An 18,898-nucleotide genomic window follows, 5' to 3' on the forward strand; every position below is an offset into this window, starting at 1 on the left:
CGGCGGGCCGCTCACACGTCGTTCCGGGTACCTGGTCCCCGAGGTTTGGCCAGGGAATCCGCTGGTCACCGGGGACGTTGTACAGCACGTGTGGCGGCGCAGCGGCGCCGTCCACCGGGAGAAGAGGAGGGCGTCCCATGGCAACACGTACTGCACCCGGCCGGACCCGCGAGATCGAGGGCCGCGACAGCGTCGGCCTGTACCTCGACGAGATCGCCCGCAACCCCCTCCTCGACGCCGCCGCCGAGGTGGAGCTCTCCAAGACGATCGAGGCCGGCCTGATGGCCGAGCACCTCCTCGCGGAGGGCCGCGTGGGCCGGCGCAAGGGCGGAGCCCCGATGACGGCCACGCAGGAGGAGCTGGAGTGGCTGGCCGAGGAGGGCCGCAAGGCCGTCGACACGTTCATCACCGCCAACCTGCGCCTGGTCGTCTCGATCGCGCGGAAGTACGGGCGGGCGCAGATGCCGATGCTCGACCTGATCCAGGAGGGCAACACCGGCCTGATCCGGGCGGTCGAGAAGTTCGACTACACCAAGGGCTACAAGTTCTCGACCTACGCGACGTGGTGGGTCCGCCAGGCGATCACCCGCGGCATCGCGCAGCAGGCCCGCGTCGTACGCCTCCCCGTGCACGTCGTCGAGGAGCTCAACCAGGTCGGCGGCGCACGCCGCACCCTGGAGCGGCAGCTGGGCCGCGACCCCGAGCCGCAGGAGATCGCCGCCGAGCTCGGCATGGATGTCGACCGGGTCCTCGACCTGATGGCGTGGGGCCGCGAGCACGTCTCGCTGGACACCCCCGTCGACGAGGACGGCGACACCTCGCTGGGCGACCTGATGGCCCAGGAGTCCTCGCCGGGCCCGGACCTCACCGTCCTCGACGTCGAGGCGCGCGAGCGGCTCAACGCCCTGGTCGGCCAGCTCGACGAGCGCGCCGCGGACATCATCCGCTCCCGCTACGGCCTGGTCGACGGCCGCCAGCACAAGCTCGCCGACATCGGCGCCAAGCACGGCATCTCCGCCGAGCGGGTCCGCCAGCTCGAGCGCGAGGCCCTGCAGAAGCTGCGCCGCCTCGGCGACCCGGACCTCGCCGCCTGACCCGCTGCCCGGATCTGGCCCGGTCCATCCCAGACCGCTCGACCCGCTCGTCCCCTCAACGAGCGGGTCGAGACCATTTTCCGGGCTGTCGGGATCCCCGGCTGACCGGGGATCCCTGACGTTGTCAGGGGTTGCAACGGCCGACAACCTCAGGTTTCACCGGCTGACCGGGGATCCCTGCGCCCCACCTCCCGTCAGAGCGACGAGCTCGGCGTAGACCTCCTCGACGCGGGCACGGAGGTCGGCGCGGGTGCCGGTGTTGACGATCAGGTGGGTGGCGATGGCTCGGCGCTGGTCGGGGGGCGCCTGGGCGGCGATGCGGGACTCGGCGTCGGTGCGGGTCCAGCCGCGGTCGCGGAGCATCCGCTCGACCTGGAGCTCGACCGGCGTCTCGACGACGATGACGGCGTCGAAGGTGTCGGCCCGGCCGGACTCGGCGAGCAGCGGGATGTCGTGGACGACGAGGCCGTCCTCCGGGGCGGCGGCCTCCAACTCGGCGTACCGCTCGAAGACCAGCGGGTGCACGATCCCCTCGAGCCGCTTGCGCAGCGCCTCGTCGTTGAACACGATCCGGGCGAGCCGGGGCCGGTCCAAGTCGCCGGACGACGTCAGGATCTCGGGCCCGAACGCCTCGACCACCTGCGCCAGGCCGGGCGTGCCCTTCTCCACCACCTCGCGGGCGAGCTGGTCGCCGTCGATGACGGTCGCGCCCAGCTCGGCCAGGATCGTGGAGACGGTGCTCTTGCCCGAGGCGATGCCCCCGGTCAGTCCGACGCGCATGCGGACAGGCTAGAGGTCGCCCGTCGGCATCCGTGGTCGGGCGTACGCCGGCCTTCTCCGCCGGCCGTGCGTCGAATCGAGCTACGCGGCGAGCGTCGTGCGCTGGATGTGTCGGAGCCGCTTCCTGAGCCGCTTGAACTGCCGCCGCTGCTGCGGCGTCATCCGCCTCGGGCGGAAGGCGAGGTTGCGGCGCTCGAGCGGATCCTTCTTCAGGTCGTACATCTCCCACTGCTCCGGCTTCTTGCCGGAGGCGTCGTAGTAGCGCGCCAGCTTCCAGCGCCGCTCCCGGATCGCGACGATCCGGTTCGGCGCCGGGACGTAGGGGCCGCGGGCCTGGCCGGACTGCCAGTCGTCGAAGGTGAAGACCACGTGGTCCTGCGTCGGGCGCGGATCCCGGGCGAGCACATGGCGCGAGTAGTCGATCCCGGCCCAGTCCCGGCTGCGCGCCTCCGCCGGCGCGTCCACCAGACTGGCCAGCGTCGGGAGCAGGTCGACGTGCGAGACCAGCTTGTACGACGTCCGCTTCTCCGGGAACAGCTCGGGGTTGGAGAAGACCAGCGGCATGTGGATGGTCTCCTCGTAGGCGTTGAAGCTCTTCTGCCGCATGTTGTGGGCCAGCGCCATCTCGCCGTGGTCGGAGGTCCGGACGACGAGCGTGTCGGCGAGCCGGCCGGTGTCCTCGAGCGCGTCCAGGATCGCGACCAGGTGGCTGTCGGCCAGCTTGAGCAGGTTGCCGTAGAAGTTCACGTAGTTCAGCTTCGTCTCCCGCGTGGGGAGCGGCCCGGAGGCGCCGAACAGCTTCGCGAACTGCGCCTGGCACCTCGGCTTGGTGGACAGGTCCTCGTCGTAGGTCACCGGCAGCCCGATGTCGCCCTCGAGCCAGCTCGGGTCGTACCCCGCCTCGATGTACTTCGGCGTGGTCTGGTTCGGCGGCCCCGGGTAGAACAGCACGTCGTGCGGGTTGACCAGCGACACGACCAGGCACCACGGCCGGGTCGCGTCCGCGCGATCGTTGATGAACTTCAAGACGCCCTCGGCACCGTCCTCGGCGTCGCCGTCGGCGTTCAGGTAGCGGCCGTCGTGGTCGACGACGCCGCCACCGGCCTCGCTGATGTCCTGGTTGGCACCGCCGTCCGGCGAGTTCCAGCGGGTGAACCCGTAGCGCGCCAGGTCCTCGGGCGACCAGTCGCTGCCACCGGCCACCGGCTTGGACAGATGCCACTTGCCCTTGTAGACGACCTCGTAGCCGGCCGCCGACATCACCGTGGCGAGGTTGGTCAGGTCGGGCGAGAGCTCGACCTGCGGATAGTCCTCGGCCGGCATGTCCAGCTCGAGGGTGTACTTCACGCCGTGCTGCGCCGGGTAGAGCCCGGTGAACAGCGTCGCCCGCGACGGCGAGCACATCGCGGTGTTGGAGAAGGCGTTCTCGAAGCTGACGCCGTTCTCCTTGAGCCGGGTCAGGCCGGGGAGGTTCTCCTGCTCCCAGCCGGCCGGGAAGTGCCTGGTCCGACGCTGCTGGTCGGTGATGAAGATCAAGATGTTCTTCCCGGCGGCCGACCCGGGCGCCGCAGCGGCGGCCCCGGCCGCCTGGTCCGGCAGGGCCGCGCCCACCGCGATCGCGGGCGGCGTCGCCGCCGCGGTCTCCAACAGTCGTCGTCTGGTGATCACGTCTCGCACCCTAGGACGCGGCACGCCGTCCCGGGGCGGAAACCGACCACGGAAAAGGGGGGTTGACCCGCACCGTGGTGCGGATCAACCCCCCTTCCCGGGAGGAAGCAGGCTCAGTTGCTGCCGGTCAGCTTCTCCCGCAGCGCCTGGAGCGCCTCGTCGGAGGCCAGCGAGCCGCTGGTGTCGGGCGCCGCGGCGGCCGAGGAGTACGACGTGGCCTCGCCGGCCTCGACCTCGGCCTTGGCGGCCTCGGCCTGCTGCTTGACGTGGGCCTCCCAGCGGGCGTGCGCCTTGGCGTACTGGTCCTCCCAGATCGCGCGCTGCTCGTCGAAGCCCTCGAGCCACTCGCCGGTCTCCGGGTCGAAGCCCTCGGGGTAGACGTAGTTGCCCTGCTCGTCGTAGGTGGCCGTCATGCCGTACAGCGTCGGGTCGAAGTCCTCGACGTCGGCCGCGGTCGCGGTCTCGTTGGCCTGCTTGAGCGACAGCGAGATCCGGCGACGCTCGAGGTCGATGTCGATGATCTTGACCATGACGTCGTCGTTGACCTGGACCACCTGCTCGGGGATCTCGACGTGCCGCTCGGCGAGCTCGGAGATGTGCACCAGGCCCTCGATGCCCTCCTCGACGCGGACGAACGCGCCGAACGGCACCAGCTTGGTGACCTTGCCCGGGACGATCTGGCCGATCTGGTGGGTGCGGGCGAAGTGCTGCCACGGGTCCTCCTGCGTCGCCTTCAGCGACAGGGAGACCCGCTCGCGGTCCATGTCCACGTCGAGGACCTCGACGGTGACCTCGTCGCCGACGGCGACGACCTCGGAGGGGTGGTCGATGTGCTTCCAGGAGAGCTCCGAGACGTGGACGAGACCGTCGACGCCGCCGAGGTCCACGAACGCGCCGAAGTTGACGATCGAGGACACGACGCCCTTGCGGATCTGGCCCTTCTGGAGCTGGGTGAGGAAGCCGTGGCGGACCTCGGACTGGGTCTGCTCGAGCCACGCGCGACGCGACAGGACGACGTTGTTGCGGTTCTTGTCGAGCTCGATGATCTTCGCCTCGAGCGTCTGGCCGACGTACGGCTGCAGGTCGCGGACGCGGCGCATCTCAACGAGGGAGGCCGGCAGGAAGCCGCGCAGGCCGATGTCGAGGATCAGGCCGCCCTTGACGACCTCGATGACGGTGCCCTCGACGACGCCGTCCTCCTCCTTGACCTGCTCGATGGTGCCCCAGGCGCGCTCGTACTGGGCGCGCTTCTTGGACAGGATCAGGCGGCCTTCCTTGTCCTCCTTCTGGAGGACCAGGGCCTCGACCTTGTCGCCGACCTCGACGACCTCGTTGGGGTCGACGTCGTGCTTGATCGACAGCTCACGCGAGGGGATGACGCCCTCGGTCTTGTAGCCGATGTCGAGCAGGACCTCGTCCCGGTCGACCTTGACGATGGTGCCATCCACGATGTCGCCGTCGTTGAAGTACTTGATGGTCTCGTCGATCGCGGCGAGGAAGTCCTCCTCCGACCCGATGTCGTTGACCGCGACCTGCGGCGCATCGGTGATGTCGGGGAGGGTCGAGATGCTGCTCGTCATAAGGGAGGTGTGTCCTTGGATGGATGGAGTCGTGCGGGCACGTCGAAAGCCTCGTTTCACTACCGAACCCATCCGGACCAGCTGGCGGTGGTGAGATAGCGAGCACGGATCCGCTCTGTCTGGGACCTGGGCAGACCTCCGGCGCAACCTAGAGCCTACGCGGGGCGCGCGAGGTACGTCCAACCGCCGTCGCCAGTCGGACGTCGGGTGGATGCGGGCTACGCTCGCGCCCGTGGAGAACCATCCCCCGGTGCGGGTCGAGCGCCGGCCGGTGAGCGAGGAGGAGTCCCGCCGGGCCAACGGCCCGGACTGGGACCGCTACGCCGACGAGTACCAGGCCACCCACGGCGAGTTCCTCGGCGACGTCGGCTTCGTGTGGGGCCCCGAGGGCCTGACCGAGCAGGAGGCCGGCGTACTCGGGGACCTCGCCGGCAGGGACGTGCTCGAGGTCGGGTCGGGCGCCGGGCAGTGCTCGCGCTGGATCCGCTCCCGGGGCGGCCGGGCCTACGGGCTGGACCTCTCGCACCGCCAGCTCCAGCACTCGCTGCGCATCGACGCGGACTCGGGCATCGCCGTCCCGTCGGTGCTCGGCACCGCGACCGCGCTGCCGTTCGCCGACGACAGCTTCGACGTCGTGTTCTCGTCCTTCGGGGCGCTGCAGTTCGTCGGCGAGCTCGGCGTGGCGGTCGCGGAGACAGCTCGCGTGCTGCGCCGGGGCGGCCGCTACGCCTTCTCGATCACCCACCCCACCCGGTGGATGTTCCCCGACGACCCCTCCGAGGAGGGGCTGGTGGCGAGCCAGTCCTACTGGGACCGGACGCCGTACGTCGAGGTCGACGACGCCACGGGTGTCGTGTCGTACGTCGAGCACCACCGCACGCTCGGCGACTGGGTCGCGCTGCTGGCCGGCCACGGCTTCGTGATCACCGACCTGCTCGAGCCGGAGTGGCCCGCGGACCACGACCGGGTCTGGGGCGGCTGGTCCGCGACCCGCGGACGGCTCACCCCCGGGACCGCGGTCTTCGGCTGCCGGCTCGGCTGACGCCGTACCGGAGGTCAGGCGTCGGCGAGCTCCTTCTCCCGCTCCGACGCGGAGCCGTTGCGGCGGGCGCCGAGGAGCAGCACGCCGCCGGCGACCACGCAGAGGCCGCCGCCGACGAAGCCGACGACCGGGAGCCAGAACGTCACGATGCTCAGCAGCAGCATGTTCGCCTTGGCGTCGTCCGCGAACGCCTGCTGCTGGTCCTCGGTGAAGCCGATCTTGAGGTCGAGCACCTGGGTGCCGTCCTCGAGGTAGCGCTGCTGGTCCTGGGTCTGCTCCTGGATGGCGCCGGTCTTGGGCTCGACCCAGATCTCGATCGTGTTGTCGTAGGTGCCCGGGGTGCCCTGGGCGATCTCGATCGGCGCGTTGCCGATCGTGATCGTGTAGACGTAGACGTCCACGCCGAGCAGGCTGTCGGTGCGGGTGTAGACCGCCGGCCAGACCTGGCCGGTGGCGTCGTCCCAGTAGTCGTAGTCCTTCTTCTCCGAGTCGAAGGGCCACTTGTTGACCAGGCCCTCGTGCGGAACGGCGTCGGCGGGGAGCCCCGCGAAGTCGGCCACGGCCTCGGCGGTGACGCGGTCGGTCGCGAACACGTCGGTGTCGGCGCTGACCAGCCGTGGGTCCTTGCCGTCGACGCAGTCGGGGGCGTCGTCGATGTCGATGACGACGCAGGAGGTCTGGACCCACACGGCGACGTCGTCGGTGGAGGCGTTGGAGTCGGTCTTGGTGATGCTCTGGACCTTGACCGGGTTCTCGACCAGCTCGCCGGTCTCGACGTCGATCTTCTTGACGACGCCGTCGAGGCTGGTGAACTGCTCGACGTCGAGCGGGGTCTTCTTCACCACGCCCGGAGCCCACGTGGTCGCGATGATGCCCGCGACGAGCAGGAACGCGCCGAGCCCGAGCAGCACGAAACCGAAGACCTTGCGCTTCACTGACGCCTCCCAAGCATCCGTTAGGTTGCGCGCACGCTAGCACTACTCGCGGGTATCAGTGCGGCATCCGTCACACCCGTGACCGAAAATTGTCCGGGCGCCCGGATACAGTCCGACCGTGAGCGAGCGTCCCACCGGAGACGAGCTGCCGAGGATCTACCGCAACCGCTTCGACGAGCGCGATCTCGCCAGCAAGCGGGTCCTGTGGCGGGTGCTCGTCGACGACGTCTTCCAGCGCTACGTCCCGGAGCACGGCACCGTGGTCGACCTCGGCGCCGGGAGCTGCGAGTTCGTGAACGCCGTCCGGGCGGGCCGGCGCGTCGCCGTCGACCTCAACCCCGACACCGCCGCGCACGCCGAGGCCGGGGTCGAGGTGCTGACCACCCGATCCGACCAGCTCGGCGACCTCGCCGACGGCGCCGTCGACACCGTGTTCACCTCGAACTTCTTCGAGCACCTGCCGACCAAGGCCGAGCTGATGGCCACCCTCGCCGAGTGCCGACGGATCACCCGCCCCGGTGGCCGCCTCGTGGTGCTGATGCCGAACATCCGCCATCTGGGCGGCCGGTACTGGGACTACCTCGACCACCACCTGCCGCTCACCGACCGCAGCCTCGCCGAGGCGCTGGAGCTCTCCGGCTTCGACGTCGAGGAGCGGATCGGCCGGTTCCTGCCCTACACCGTGAAGGACGCCCGGTTCGAGGTCCGCCCGTTCATGGTGCGCGGCTACTTGCGCTGCCGCCCGGCGTGGTGGATCCTCGGCAGGCAGATGCTCGTGGTGGGCCGCCGGCGCTGAGCCGGTATCAGATTCAGATCAGGCCGTCCGCCATCGCCTGCGCCACCCACGGGACGACGACGTCGAGCATCTCGTCCAGCGAGGTGGCCGCGGTGAAGCCGAGCACCTGCGTGGCCTTGGAGACGTCGGGGACCCGGCGCTGGACGTCGTGCTCGAACGGCTCGTCGTTCACCACCGCGAACGGCCGCTCGGGTCCGTGGACCTTGCGCCAGATCGCCTCGGCGAGCTCGAGCACCGTCGTCGACTCGGCCGTCGAGAGGTTGAAGTCCTCGTTGAGCGCGGCGTCGGACTCCATCGCGGTCACGATGCCGCGCGCCAGGTCCGCGCCGTAGGTGTAGTGCCGCACCTGCAGACCGTCGCCGAGCACGTGCAGCGGGTCCTGCCCCTTGAGCACCTTCTGGATCAGGTCGGGGACCACGTGGCTCATCGCGAGCCTGATGTTGCCGCTGGGGATCTCCACGTCGCCGAGGGCGCGCCCCTCCCCCACGCCGACGCAGTTGAACGGCCGCACGATCGTGTAGGGCAGCCGGTACTGGTCCCAGGCGGCGCGGGCGAAGTACTCCACCGCGAGCTTCTGGAAGCCGTAGGACGACAGCGGCGGCGGGACCTCGCGCTCGTCGCCCTCCTTCGACGGCCAGCGGTCGGTCGACTCGAACACCATCGAGGAGCTGAGGTAGGTGACCTTCCTCAGCCGGCCGCCTGCCAACGCCCTGATCGCGGTGTCGCAGGTGGCGGCGGTGATCCGCTCGTTGGCCGCGAGCAGGTCGTAGGGGTAGGCGTGGAAGTAGGAGATGCCGCCGATGAGCGCGGCGCCCGCGACCAGGTGGTCGCAGTCGGCGATCAGCTCCGCCATCAGATCCAGGTCGCGCACGTCGCCCTCGACGAAGCGGTACGCCGGGTGGCCGTCGTAGGACTTCGCCACCGGGCCGTACTTCGAGTAGTCGTCGACGCCGGTCACCGAGTACCCGCGCCGGAGCAGCTCCTCCACGACGTACCCGCCGATGAAGCCCGCCGACCCGGTGACCAGCACCCGCCGACCCGAACCGTCGCTCACGACCGCCCCCTCCCCTCGTTGCGGGCGGCGATTCTCGCACCCTCCGCGCGCACCTGCTCGACCGTCAGCTCCGGCCCGAACGCGAAGCGGTACCAGCGCAGGTACTTCGGGATCCAGCCCGTGAGGTCGAAGCTGGACTCGCCGATGGCGCGGTCCAGCCAGATCGTCGGGAGCTCGGCCACCGGCCGGCGCAGCCGGCGCGCCTTGGCGGTCAGCTCCAGCCCGATCTCGAAGCCGCTGCGGCTGTCGATGCCGACCTCGCGGACGAACTCGGTGGAGTAGGCCTTGAAGCTGTTGGTCGCGTCGTCGGTCCCGACCCGGGCGAAGGTGCCGAGCGTGCGGCCGGCCGTGCGCGACAGCATCCCCTTGAGGATCGGGCCGCCGACCTGCTGGCCGCCCGGCGAGTACCGGGACGCGGCGGCGACGACCACGCCGCGCTCCACGAGCCGGGCCATCGGGTCGATCATCCGCGGGTCGTCGCTGCCGTCGGCCATGGTCACGACCACGACCGGGTGCCGGGCGGCGTCGATGCCGTAGCGGATCGCGTTCGCGGGGCCACGTCCGTAGGTGTTGACGAGCGTGCGGACCCGCGGGTCGCCGGGCCCGCGCTCGTGCACGGCGGCCAGCGTCGGGTCGGCCTCGTCGTCGACGACGACGAGGATCTCGAACGTCGAGGAGATCCCGTCGATGAGCCGGTCCAGGACCCGGCCGATGCCCTCCTCCTCCCGGTAGGCCGGGAGGATCACCGACACGGCGGTCGGCGTCACAGCGCCGACCCCTCCCCGCGCAGGTTCCAGACGTCGACGACCGGCTGGTCGACGACCAGGTCGCGGTACGCCGCGTGCGGCGCGCCCACGACGAGCAGGTCGGCCTCGGCCAGCACCCGCTCCAGCGGCCGCAGGTCCGGGTCGTCGGCGACGTAGGGGTCGGTGGTCAGGACCCGGCCGGCGCGGAACGACAGCACGCGCTTGAGTCGGTAGGACAGGCTCGAGCGCCGATCGTCGCTCTCCGCCTTGAAGGCCATGCCGAGGATGCCGACGGTCAGCGCGGGCAGGTCGTGCTGCTGCTCCATCCGGCGGACGAGGTAGTCCGGCAGCCCTTCGTTCACGAGCATCGCCGAGTGGCCGAGCGCGAACGAGCCGCCGGTGACCGACGCGAGCTGCATCGTGTCCTTGAACAGGCACGGCCCGGCCGCGAAGCCGGCGCCGGGCAGGTCGGCGGAGCGCGGGTAGTCCAGGGTCATCGCGTCCCGGATCCGGGCGAAGTCGAGGCCCAGGTCGTTGGCGATCATGTAGTACTGGTTGGCCGCCGCGAACTTGATGTAGCGCCAGGAGTTGGTGAACAGCTTCGCGAGCTCCGCCTCCTCGGGCACCAGCTCGACGACGGTGCCGGTGAGCTTGCCGAACAGCGCGCTCGCCCGCTGCCTGGCCCGGTCGGTCCGGGCGGCGACCAGCTGCGGCAGCGTGAACAGCTCGGTCATCGCCCGGCCCTCGGCGATCCGCTCGGGGCAGCAGGCGAGGTCGACGTCCGGGCAGGTCGGCGCGAGCAGCTGCTCCACCCGGCGGGTCACGCCCGGGAACACCGTGCTCCGCAGGACGACCAGCTGGCCGGGGACCAGCAGGTCCTGGAGCTCGCCGACCACCCGCGGCACCGCCTCCGGGTCGGGGCTGAGGTACTGGTCGACGGGGGTGCCGACCACGATCACCACGTGCTCGGCCCGGCTCACCTGACGGCGGTCGGCGCTCGCCACCAGCCGGCCGGAGGCGAGCGCCTCGCCCAGTGGCTCCAGCACACCGGGCTCGAGGAACGGCGACCGGCCGGCGTTGATCGCCTCGACGACCGCGGCGTCGATGTCGTAGATCGCCACGCTCAGCCCGCGGGAGGCGAACGCGACCGCGAGCGGGAACCCGACGTGCCCGCCACCGCCCACCACGCACACGTCGAAGTCGAACTGGTCTGCCATGGCTGCTGGTGCTCCGTCGTTCTGGGTCGTCGGTCCGGGTCGTCGGCTCGCGCCCAAGGTACCTGCATCGGCCCGTCGCGACCGTGCGATCCGGACACGGCCGTGTGGCAGACTCCGGCGCTGAGGAGGTCGCGTGCGCAAGCTGTTCGCCCGGGCCGGTCAGTGGCTCGCGGAGGCCGACCGCACCGGCCACACGCGCGACCTCGTGCTCGGCGCGGCCGTCGTGCTGATCCTCGCCCAGCTCGGCCTGCGGGCGTGGGCGCTGTACCGGAGCTGGTTCTACCTCGACGACTACAACCTGCTGCTGGACGCCCAGGGCCGGTCGGTCGGCGCGGACTACCTGCTGACGCCGTACAACAGCCACCTGATGCCGGCCGGCCGGCTCATCGCCTGGCTGGTGGAGTCGTCGGGCTCGCTGAACTGGAGCGCCGCGGCGACCTCGGTGATCGTCCTCCAGGCCACCGCCAGCGCCGCCGCGCTGTGGATGCTGGTCAGCCTGTTCGGCGTCCGCTGGGGGATCCTCGCCCCGCTCGCGCTCTACCTGTCCTCGCCGATCACCGTCCCCGCGATGATGTGGTGGACCGCGGCGCTCAACCAGGTCTTCCTCCAGACCACGTTCTTCCTCGTCGTCGGGGCCGCGGTCCGCTACCTGCGCGGCCGCCACGTGGGGTGGCTGCTGGCCAGTGTCGGCCTGATCGCGCTCGGGCTGCTGTTCTACGTCAAGGCGGTGCTGCTCGGCCCGGTGCTGGCCTACCTCGCCCTCGCCTACTTCACCGAGGGCACCCCGGTCGCGCGGGCTCGGCAGGCGCTCGCGCGCTACTGGCCGGCGGCCGTCGGCGGCGCGGCCCTCGTCGGCGCCTACGCCGTCTACTACACCCGGAACGTCAGCGAGCCGTTCACCGGCACCAGCGCCGCGCTCGTGGGCCGGCTCGCCGACAGCATGATCGGTACGGCGTTCGGCTCGGCGCTGCTCGGCGGCCCCTGGCGCTGGGAGGCCACCGCGCCGCCCAACGCCTTCGCCGACCCGCCTCCCTGGACCGTCCACCTCGCCTGGGTCGCCGCGGCGCTGGTCGTGCTGTACGCCGCCCTCACCCGGGTGCGCACGCTGCGGGCGTGGGTGCTGGTGCTCGGCTACCTCGCCGCGCTGCTCGCGCTGCTGGTCAACAGCCGGGCGCCGGTCTACGGCAGCATCATCGGCCTCGAGTACCGCTACCTCACCGACGCCGCCTGCGTGGTCGCGCTCGCGCTGGGCCTGGCCTACCTCCCGCTGCGAGGCGCGGTCGGGGCCAGCGAGCCCCGGCCGGAGCCGCTGCTGCGGCTGCGGGTGCGACCGGCCGCCACCGGCGTGCTGGTCGCCCTCGTCTGCGTCTCCTCGGTCGCCAGCACGCTGCCGTACGTGCGCGGCTGGCACGCCGACAACGCCAGCCGGGGCTACCTCGGCACCCTCGAGAGGGAGCTGCGCGACCACGGCACCGTCGACCTGGCCGATCAGGAGGTCCCCGAGGACGTCGTCTCGAGGGTGTTCGCACCGGACAACCAGCTGCGCCGGCTGATGCCGCTGCTCGACGCCACGGCGGCCTTCCCCTCCTCGACGGCCGAGCTCGCCGGCGTCGACGAGGACGGCGTCCTCCGCGAGGCGGTCGTCGAGCCCGACGTCTCGTCCCGCCCCGGCCCCCGCGCCGGCTGCGGCTGGCCGGTGCGGGAGGCGGGGCGGACTATCCCGCTCGCGGGCCGCGCGTTCGACTGGACCTGGTGGATGCGGATCGGCTACCTCGCCTCCGCCGACTCCGCCCTGGTGGTCAGCGCGGGCGACACCGTCGAGGAGGTCGAGGTGCAGCGCGGCGTCAACTCGCTGTTCGTCAAGGTCGAGGGCGGCTTCGACCGGGTCCGGCTGAGTGGACTCGGCGACGGCGTGGCGGTGTGCGTGGACACGATCGACGTCGGCCAGCCGTCGGCGGCGGGAGCGCCGCTGTGACGCCGGCGACCGCGCCGCGGGTCGAGATCGCACCGGAGTTCCCGGTGCTCGACAGCCTGCGCGCCGTCGGCGCGCTCGCCGTCCTCACCACCCACGTCGCCTTCCAGTCCGGCGCCTACGTGCGCGATGGCACGTGGGGCGCCCTGATGTCCCGCCTCGACGTGGGCGTCGCGATCTTCTTCGTGCTGTCCGGCTTCCTGCTCGGCCGGCCGCACTTCGCCCGCCGGATGGCCGGCGCGCCGGCGCCGCCGGCCGGCCACTACTACTGGAAGCGGCTGCTGCGGATCTACCCGGCGTACGTCGTGACGGTGGTGCTCGCGCTCGCGCTGATCCCGGAGAACCGGGCGCTCGGCGCCGCCGAGTGGGCACGCGCCCTGACGCTGACCGACACCTACCTCACCGGCGCGTTCCCCCAGGGCCTGACCCAGATGTGGAGCCTCGCGGTGGAGGTCTCCTTCTACCTCGTGCTCCCGCTGCTCATGCTGCTCGCGCTCGGCCGCCGCGCGCCGCTGCGGCCGCTGCGCGTCGCCGCGCTGCTCGTCGCGATGGTCGCGGTCGCCTGCTGGTGGCACCTCGACCTCGCCGCGCGGCTCGACGCGTACAGCGGCGGCGCCCCGGCGCAGTGGCTGCCGGCGTACCTGAGCTGGTTCGCGGTCGGCCTCGGCCTGGCCCTGGTGCACGTGCTCGACCAGGCGCGCCCGGAGCGGACCCGCCTGGGCCGTGCGGTCGAGGCGCTCGCCGCCTCGCCCGGCGCGTGCTGGGCCGCCGTGCTCGGCCTGATGTTGGTCGCCTCCACCCCGGTCGCCGGCCCGACGCTGCTCTACGTCGCGACCGACGTGGAGTCGCTCACCAAGAACCTGCTCTACGCCGTCATCGGCGGCCTCGTGGTGGTCACCGGCCTGCAGACCTCGGCGGCCGGCCGCTACACCCGGATGCTGTCGGCACGGGTGCCGCGGCACCTCGGCCACATCTCCTACAGCGTGTTCTGCGTCCACCTACCGATCCTGTACCTCGTCATGGAGGGCATCGGCTTCCCGCTCTTCGGCGGGCACACCTGGGAGATCTGGGTGCTGACGGTGGTGCTCAGCCTGGCGGCGTCCGAGGCGCTCTACCGGGTCGTGGAGCGGCCGGCGATGCGCCTGCGCGACCTCGGCCGGCGCCGGTCGACGAGCGCGCCCACGACCAGGCACAGCGCGGCCAGCACCAGGTAGTGCGGCCAGGCCAGCGCGCCGGCCCAGCCGTCCCGGCTCGCCCACGGCCGGAGCAGGTACGCCGCCCCGGCGGGCGCCATCGCCGCGATGACCAGCCAGGGGGCGACCGCCGGAGCCCGGGCGCCGGCGAGGGCGCCGGACGCGACCGCGACGACGCCGACGACGAGGCCGGGCCACCCGCCGAGCACGCCCGCGGCGAGCACCCCGGTCGCAGCGACCAGGCCGCCCGGGAGCCGGGCCGGGCGCAGCGGCGGCCGGGCCGACCCGCTCCACAGCCGCCACGGGAGCGCGCCGGCCAGCAGGAGGAGCAGCGCCGCGACGGCACCGCCGAGCAGGCCGGCCCGGTAGCCGCGGTCGGGCTCGAACTCCGCCCGGACCTCCCCGCCGCTCCCCAGCTGCCAGCCCTGCTGCCAGCCGTCGACGACGACCGGGGCGAGCTCCTCGCCGTCCTGGCGCGCGACCCAGCCGGGGTTGACGTTCTGGGGCACGGTGAGCAGGCCGCCGGAGGTCGCGGGCCGGACTCGCAGGTCGACCGGGGAGGCCGCGTCGAGGCCGGCCGGCGCGGTCGCCGCGGACCAGGTCCGGCCGTCGGAGAGCACCAGCGAGGCCGGGGCGAACAGGTCCGACGCGACGGCCGAGATCGTGCTCTGCCCCGCCGGCAGCTCGGCGCCGCCCGCGCCGCAGACCCGGGCGGTGACCGTCGCCCCGTCGTACAGCTCGCGGGCGGTCGCCCGCACCGAGGTGCGGAAGGCCCGCCCCGCGATCGTCAGGTCCGGGCCGGCGCCGCACCGGGTGCGGACGACGCCGTCGGTCACCGGGCGCGGGAGGTACGGCACGCCGACGACCCGCAGCTCGGAGACGCCGATCGGCACGGGCGAGGCCACCTGGTCGAAGTCCAGGTCGACGGCGGGGTCGGCCTCCTGGACGCCGATCGTGAGCCGGTCGGTGCGGATCGGCGGGAACCGGACGCCGCCCCCGGAGTCGACCGAGACGGTACGCCGCCCGCCGGGCCAGGTGAGCACCAACCGGTTCGGCAGCCGCGCGTCGGCCTCGGGGAGCAGGCGCAGCTCGAGCCCGCGCACGGTCCGGGTGTCGACCCAGCGCAGCTCGAGCTGCGGGTTGAGGTCCGCGAGCGCGGCGGACCAGGTCGTGCCGGGGTCGCCGTCGATGGCCGCGAGGGCCGCGGAGCGCAGGTCGGGGCTGCTGCTCGACGAGGCCGTCGCGACGGCGACCTGGCCCCGGTCGAGCAGGGCCTGCAGCCGCGGCCCGACCCGGCCCCGGACGCGCAGGTCGACCTCGTCGTACCTCGCGGACTCCGGCAGGGTCACGACGCGCCGGAAGCCGAGCGGCTCCTCGGGCGCCGCGGCGCGGCCCGGGACGCAGCGGACGCTGCCCTCGACCTCGACGCAGCCGGTGCGCGCGTCGGGCACCGCGCGCAGCACGATCCGCTGCGGGCTCCCCCACGCCTCGGGCACGGGCGGCAGCACGAGCGAGCGGGTCGCGGCGACACCCGGCACGTCGACCTCGGCGAGGGTCATCCGGTAGCCGGTCCGGCCGGATGCGTCCTCGACGCGGACCGAGTCGACGGAGCCGGCGTCCAGCCGGACCGTGCGGGTGTCGCCGGCCGGGATCGTCACCGGCTCGCTGGTCTCGCCGCCCGCGACGACCCGGACCAGCTCGCGGTCGTCGGGGCCCGCGGTCACCGACACCTCGCCCACGTCGCGCGCCGAGCCGAGGTCGACCTGCCACCAGCCGGCCTCCCCGGTCCGCGCTGCCTCCCAGGCGGTCGCGGTGGACCCGTCGAGCGCGGCATAGGGCAGCTGCCCGCGCTGGACGACGCCCGGCGCGTCGGCGTCCGAGCGCGACGAGGAGGCGCTGACGCCGGCGACGCCGCCGTAGCGCGCCCACGTCACCCAGGGGCCCGCACCGTCGGGGAGGTAGTCCCGCGTGGGGTTGCCGAGCCGCCGCGGGTCCCCGGGCGCCAGCGTCGCCGACTGGCCGTCGTGGAGCCGGCCGAAGTGCCGCTCGACGGCCCGCAGCCCGTCGGTCAGCACGACCGGCCCGGCCGCGGGCCGGTCGGTCGGCACGTCGAAGGCCATCCGCGTGGGCTCGTCGGCCAGCACCCCGAGCTCGGTCAGGTCGAGCAGGTCCTCCGGCCCGCCGACCACCACGGGCGCGACCGCGCTGGTCCGGGCGGCGGCGGCCGTCCCGGCGACGGCGTACACCTCGATCGCGGGGTAGCTGCCCTGCCAGCCGCCGTTCACGACGATGCGGGAGCCGTCCTCCGCCTCGAGGTAGCCCTCGCCGCCGACGTCGGGCCCGAACGTCGCGACCCGGAGCAGCCCCGGCGACCTCGCCAGCGCCTGGTGCACCAGCACCGGGTCGGGGATGTCGCCGGTGCGGTCGAGGTCGTTGCGGACCACGAGGTGGGTGACGCCCGCGCGGCGCAGGTACGACGCGAACGCGGGCGAGCCGCTGCCCTGCGCCAGCCGCTCCTCGACGGCGTCGAGCATCCGGATATTGCCTGCCGGGGCGAGGGGGACGGCGTTGCGGACCGCCCACGGGCTCTCGGCGAGGGGCTGGATGGGCTCGTCCTGCGGGAAGCCCCAGACGTAGTCGCCGAACGAGGAGCCCGGGATCAGCAGCGCCCGGGCGTCTCGCCGCTCGAGCCAGTCCGCGGTCTGGGACCAGTAGCCGGGGATCGCGGCGAAGCCCCCCGTCGGCGTGATCCGGCCGGTGGCCGCGGGGATCGCCGCGCCGAGGACCGCGGCCACGGAGGCGAGGACCAGGCCCCATGCGGTCGCCCGGTCGAGGGTGGCGGTGGTGCGGTCGCGGCCGGTCGCCGCCGACCGGCGGCGCAGCTCGAGGAGGCCGTCGACGGTCCAGGCGAGGCCCAGCACCATCGGCAGCCGGACGACCGGGTCGAACTTGTGCACGTTGCGCAGCGGCGCCAGCGCCCCGTCGAGCGCCGCCTGGAGGTCGCCGGCGAACCAGCCCTGCACCGAGCCGGTGTGGCCCATGGTCACCAGCGCCATGCCGACCAGCACGCTCAGCACGAGGAAGGCGCGCTCGGGGTTGCGGCGCAGCAGCATCCCGACCAGGCCGAGGACCACGACCACGGCGCCGTTGAGCACCAGGATCGGATCGCGGAGCAGGTCGCTGCCGGCGCGCGAGACGCCGCCGACGTACGCGACCCAGTTGGAGGTGCCGCGCAGCGAGTCGTAGAGGGTCGTCGGGAACGTGGTGTTGGAGGCCGACTCGATGAAGTCGAGGAACGGCGGGCTGTAGGCGCCGAGCACGAAGAGCGGCACCAGCCACCAGAGCGTGCCCACCACCGTGAACAGCGGCCACCAGACCAACATCGTGGTGCGGCGCCGGCCGCGGCCGCGCGTCAGCAGCCACACCACGCCCAGGGGGATCACCGCGAACGTCGCCGCCGCGTTCACGCCGCCGACCATGGCGACCGCGAGCGCGGCCCGGGCGGCCGCCCGGCGCGCGGACCCGCGGGTCGAGCCGATCACCAGCGGCAGCAGCACCCAGGGGGCGAGGGCGCTCGGCCACGCCTCGATCGAGATCTGGCCCAGGGTGCTGAGCATCCGCGGCGACAGCGCGAAGGCGAAGCCGCCGAGGATGCAGGCGAGGTCGGAGCGGACCCCGAGCTCGCGGGCGAGGCGGGCCGCGCCGACGAGCGCGACACAGAGCACCAGTGCCAGCCACAGCCGCTGCACCAGCCAGCCGGGCAGACCGGCCTCGACGCCGCCGAGGAAGAACGGGCCCATCGGCCACAGGTAGCCGTAGGCCTGGTTCTGCAGCTGGCCCAGCGCGCCGACCGGGTCCCACAGGTGCACCGCCCGCGCGAGGAACCGGCCGGGGCTGACCGCGAGGTCCAGCTTGGTGTCCGCGACCAGCAGCCCCGGCGACTGCACCAGGGCCACGCCGACGAGGAGCAGACAGGCCGACGCGAGGCGCAGCCGGAACCTGGACCGCATGCCGGTCGGGGGCCCGGCCGGGGCCTGGCCCGTCACCGCTTCCTCAGCACGATCACGAGGTTCCAGGTCACCAGCTCCCGCAGCACCGGCACGCGGGTCAGCCCGTAGGCCCAGCGCGGGCTGTAGCGCGGGACCACCGCGAGCACCTCGCCGGCCTGCTGGCGCCGGGCCCAGGCCACGCCGTCTCGGACGGTCACGGCGAACAGCGACTCGCCGTACCTGTTCTTCGGCTCGTGCCCGTGCCTGCGCCGGTAGCGGCGGCGCGCGCGGGCGCCCCCGAGGTAGTGCCACGGCGAGGTCTCGTGCCCGCCCCACGGCCCCCACCACAGGGTGTAGGAGACGAAGGCGACGCCGCCGGGCTGGGTGACCCGGAGCATCTCGTCGGCCAGGTCCCAGGGCCGTGGCACGTGCTCGAGCACGTTGGAGGAGTAGCACAGGTCGACGGCGCCGTCGCGGAACGGCAGGCTCATGCCGTCGCCGACGACCGTGCCGCGGGCGATCCCGCCGCGGCCGGAGAGCTCGCCGACGTCCGCGTCGAGGGCCCAGTACGTCGCCCCGGCCCGCCGGAACGCCTCGCCGAAGTAGCCGGGGCCGCCGCCGACGTCGAGGACCGTGGCGCCGGCCAGATCGAGGCCGGCCACCTCGAGGTAGGCGCCGAGCTGGCCGACCGAGTCGTCGGCGAGCGCGCGGTAGAAGCGCTCGGGGTCGCTCTGCTCGACCCGGAAGTCCCGGAGGAGGCGCACCGACCGCTTCAGGTCGGGGCGCCAGGACATGGCCGCGACCCTATCCGAACCAGCCGGTAACCTCGCCG

General features: G+C 72.9%; 14 protein-coding genes. 5 read left to right on the forward strand and 9 right to left on the reverse strand.

From position 1 onward, the window contains the following. The first annotated feature begins 137 nt into the window (after window positions 1-137). The gene (locus tag ACYVKX_RS15715; protein ID WP_460834236.1) at window positions 138-1,094 is read left to right on the forward strand and encodes a sigma-70 family RNA polymerase sigma factor; all 957 of its coding nucleotides are present in this window, start codon (window positions 138-140) and stop codon (window positions 1,092-1,094) included. Window positions 1,095-1,250: 156 nt separating this feature from the next. On the opposite strand, the gene coaE is transcribed toward ACYVKX_RS15715, so the two are convergent. From coaE to rpsA, 3 genes are all read right to left on the reverse strand, one after another. Next, a complete protein-coding gene (gene coaE, locus ACYVKX_RS15720) occupies window positions 1,251-1,874 on the reverse strand; it encodes a dephospho-CoA kinase (protein WP_460834238.1) in 624 nt (207 codons plus the stop codon). Window positions 1,875-1,955: 81 nt separating this feature from the next. Beyond that, window positions 1,956-3,542, reverse strand: a complete 1,587-nt coding sequence (locus tag ACYVKX_RS15725) for a sulfatase-like hydrolase/transferase (RefSeq protein ID WP_460834240.1) — start codon at window positions 3,540-3,542, stop codon at window positions 1,956-1,958. A 113-nt stretch (window positions 3,543-3,655) separates the two neighbouring features. Then, a complete protein-coding gene (rpsA, locus tag ACYVKX_RS15730; protein ID WP_460834244.1) occupies window positions 3,656-5,122 on the reverse strand; it encodes a 30S ribosomal protein S1 in 1,467 nt (488 codons plus the stop codon). Window positions 5,123-5,354: 232 nt separating this feature from the next. On the opposite strand from rpsA, the gene ACYVKX_RS15735 reads away from it, so the two are divergent. Further along, window positions 5,355-6,164 carry a class I SAM-dependent methyltransferase gene (locus ACYVKX_RS15735; protein ID WP_460834246.1) on the forward strand — a complete coding sequence of 270 codons (810 nt, stop codon included), beginning with the start codon at window positions 5,355-5,357 and terminating at the stop codon, window positions 6,162-6,164. A gap of 14 nt (window positions 6,165-6,178) precedes the next feature. Here ACYVKX_RS15735 and ACYVKX_RS15740 read toward each other — a convergent pair whose 3' ends face one another. Continuing rightward, entirely contained in the window at window positions 6,179-7,099 is a 921-nt protein-coding gene (locus ACYVKX_RS15740) for a PorA family protein (protein WP_460834250.1), read from the reverse strand. 118 nt (window positions 7,100-7,217) lie between these two features. Here ACYVKX_RS15740 and ACYVKX_RS15745 point away from each other — a divergent pair, with 118 nt between their 5' ends. After that, complete coding sequence (locus ACYVKX_RS15745; RefSeq protein WP_460834252.1) at window positions 7,218-7,895, forward strand: class I SAM-dependent methyltransferase; 678 nt, start codon at window positions 7,218-7,220, stop codon at window positions 7,893-7,895. Window positions 7,896-7,908: 13 nt separating this feature from the next. On the opposite strand, the gene ACYVKX_RS15750 is transcribed toward ACYVKX_RS15745, so the two are convergent. The 3 genes from ACYVKX_RS15750 to ACYVKX_RS15760 are packed head-to-tail and all read right to left on the reverse strand — an operon-like array spanning window position 7,909 to window position 10,912. Next, window positions 7,909-8,949, reverse strand: coding sequence for an NAD-dependent epimerase/dehydratase family protein (locus ACYVKX_RS15750; RefSeq protein ID WP_460834254.1), 1,041 nt, complete (start codon window positions 8,947-8,949; stop codon window positions 7,909-7,911). Next, window positions 8,946-9,716, reverse strand: a complete 771-nt coding sequence (locus ACYVKX_RS15755; RefSeq protein ID WP_460834256.1) for a glycosyltransferase family 2 protein — start codon at window positions 9,714-9,716, stop codon at window positions 8,946-8,948. Before ACYVKX_RS15755 ends, ACYVKX_RS15750 begins: the two co-directional genes overlap by 4 nt. Continuing rightward, window positions 9,713-10,912 carry a nucleotide sugar dehydrogenase gene (locus ACYVKX_RS15760; RefSeq protein WP_460834258.1) on the reverse strand — a complete coding sequence of 400 codons (1,200 nt, stop codon included), beginning with the start codon at window positions 10,910-10,912 and terminating at the stop codon, window positions 9,713-9,715. Before ACYVKX_RS15760 ends, ACYVKX_RS15755 begins: the two co-directional genes overlap by 4 nt. Before the next feature lie 133 nt (window positions 10,913-11,045). On the opposite strand from ACYVKX_RS15760, the gene ACYVKX_RS15765 reads away from it, so the two are divergent. Both ACYVKX_RS15765 and ACYVKX_RS15770 read left to right on the forward strand, forming a co-directional pair. Next, window positions 11,046-12,887, forward strand: a complete 1,842-nt coding sequence (locus ACYVKX_RS15765) for a hypothetical protein (RefSeq protein WP_460834260.1) — start codon at window positions 11,046-11,048, stop codon at window positions 12,885-12,887. Then, a complete protein-coding gene (locus tag ACYVKX_RS15770) occupies window positions 12,884-14,098 on the forward strand; it encodes an acyltransferase family protein (RefSeq protein WP_460834262.1) in 1,215 nt (404 codons plus the stop codon). Before ACYVKX_RS15765 ends, ACYVKX_RS15770 begins: the two co-directional genes overlap by 4 nt. On the opposite strand, the gene ACYVKX_RS15775 is transcribed toward ACYVKX_RS15770, so the two are convergent. Further along, the gene (locus ACYVKX_RS15775) at window positions 13,996-18,123 is read right to left on the reverse strand and encodes an alpha-(1->3)-arabinofuranosyltransferase domain-containing protein (RefSeq protein WP_460834266.1); all 4,128 of its coding nucleotides are present in this window, start codon (window positions 18,121-18,123) and stop codon (window positions 13,996-13,998) included. The two genes, ACYVKX_RS15770 and ACYVKX_RS15775, sit on opposite strands and share 103 nt — an antisense overlap. Then, a complete protein-coding gene (locus tag ACYVKX_RS15780) occupies window positions 18,120-18,860 on the reverse strand; it encodes a class I SAM-dependent methyltransferase (RefSeq protein WP_460834268.1) in 741 nt (246 codons plus the stop codon). Before ACYVKX_RS15780 ends, ACYVKX_RS15775 begins: the two co-directional genes overlap by 4 nt. Window positions 18,861-18,898: the final 38 nt, after the last annotated feature.

This window comes from Nocardioides hungaricus (assembly GCF_054782915.1).

Bases quoted from the DNA above. Each gene is read 5' to 3' on its own strand.
- ACYVKX_RS15715 (WP_460834236.1), top strand. From the start codon at position 138: ATGGCAACACGTACTGCACCCGGCCGGACCCGCGAGATCGAGGGCCGC.
- coaE (WP_460834238.1), bottom strand. From the start codon at position 1,874: ATGCGCGTCGGACTGACCGGGGGCATCGCCTCGGGCAAGAGCACCGTC.
- rpsA (WP_460834244.1), bottom strand. From the start codon at position 5,122: ATGACGAGCAGCATCTCGACCCTCCCCGACATCACCGATGCGCCGCAG.
- ACYVKX_RS15760 (WP_460834258.1), bottom strand. From the start codon at position 10,912: ATGGCAGACCAGTTCGACTTCGACGTGTGCGTGGTGGGCGGTGGCGGG.
- ACYVKX_RS15780 (WP_460834268.1), bottom strand. From the start codon at position 18,860: ATGTCCTGGCGCCCCGACCTGAAGCGGTCGGTGCGCCTCCTCCGGGAC.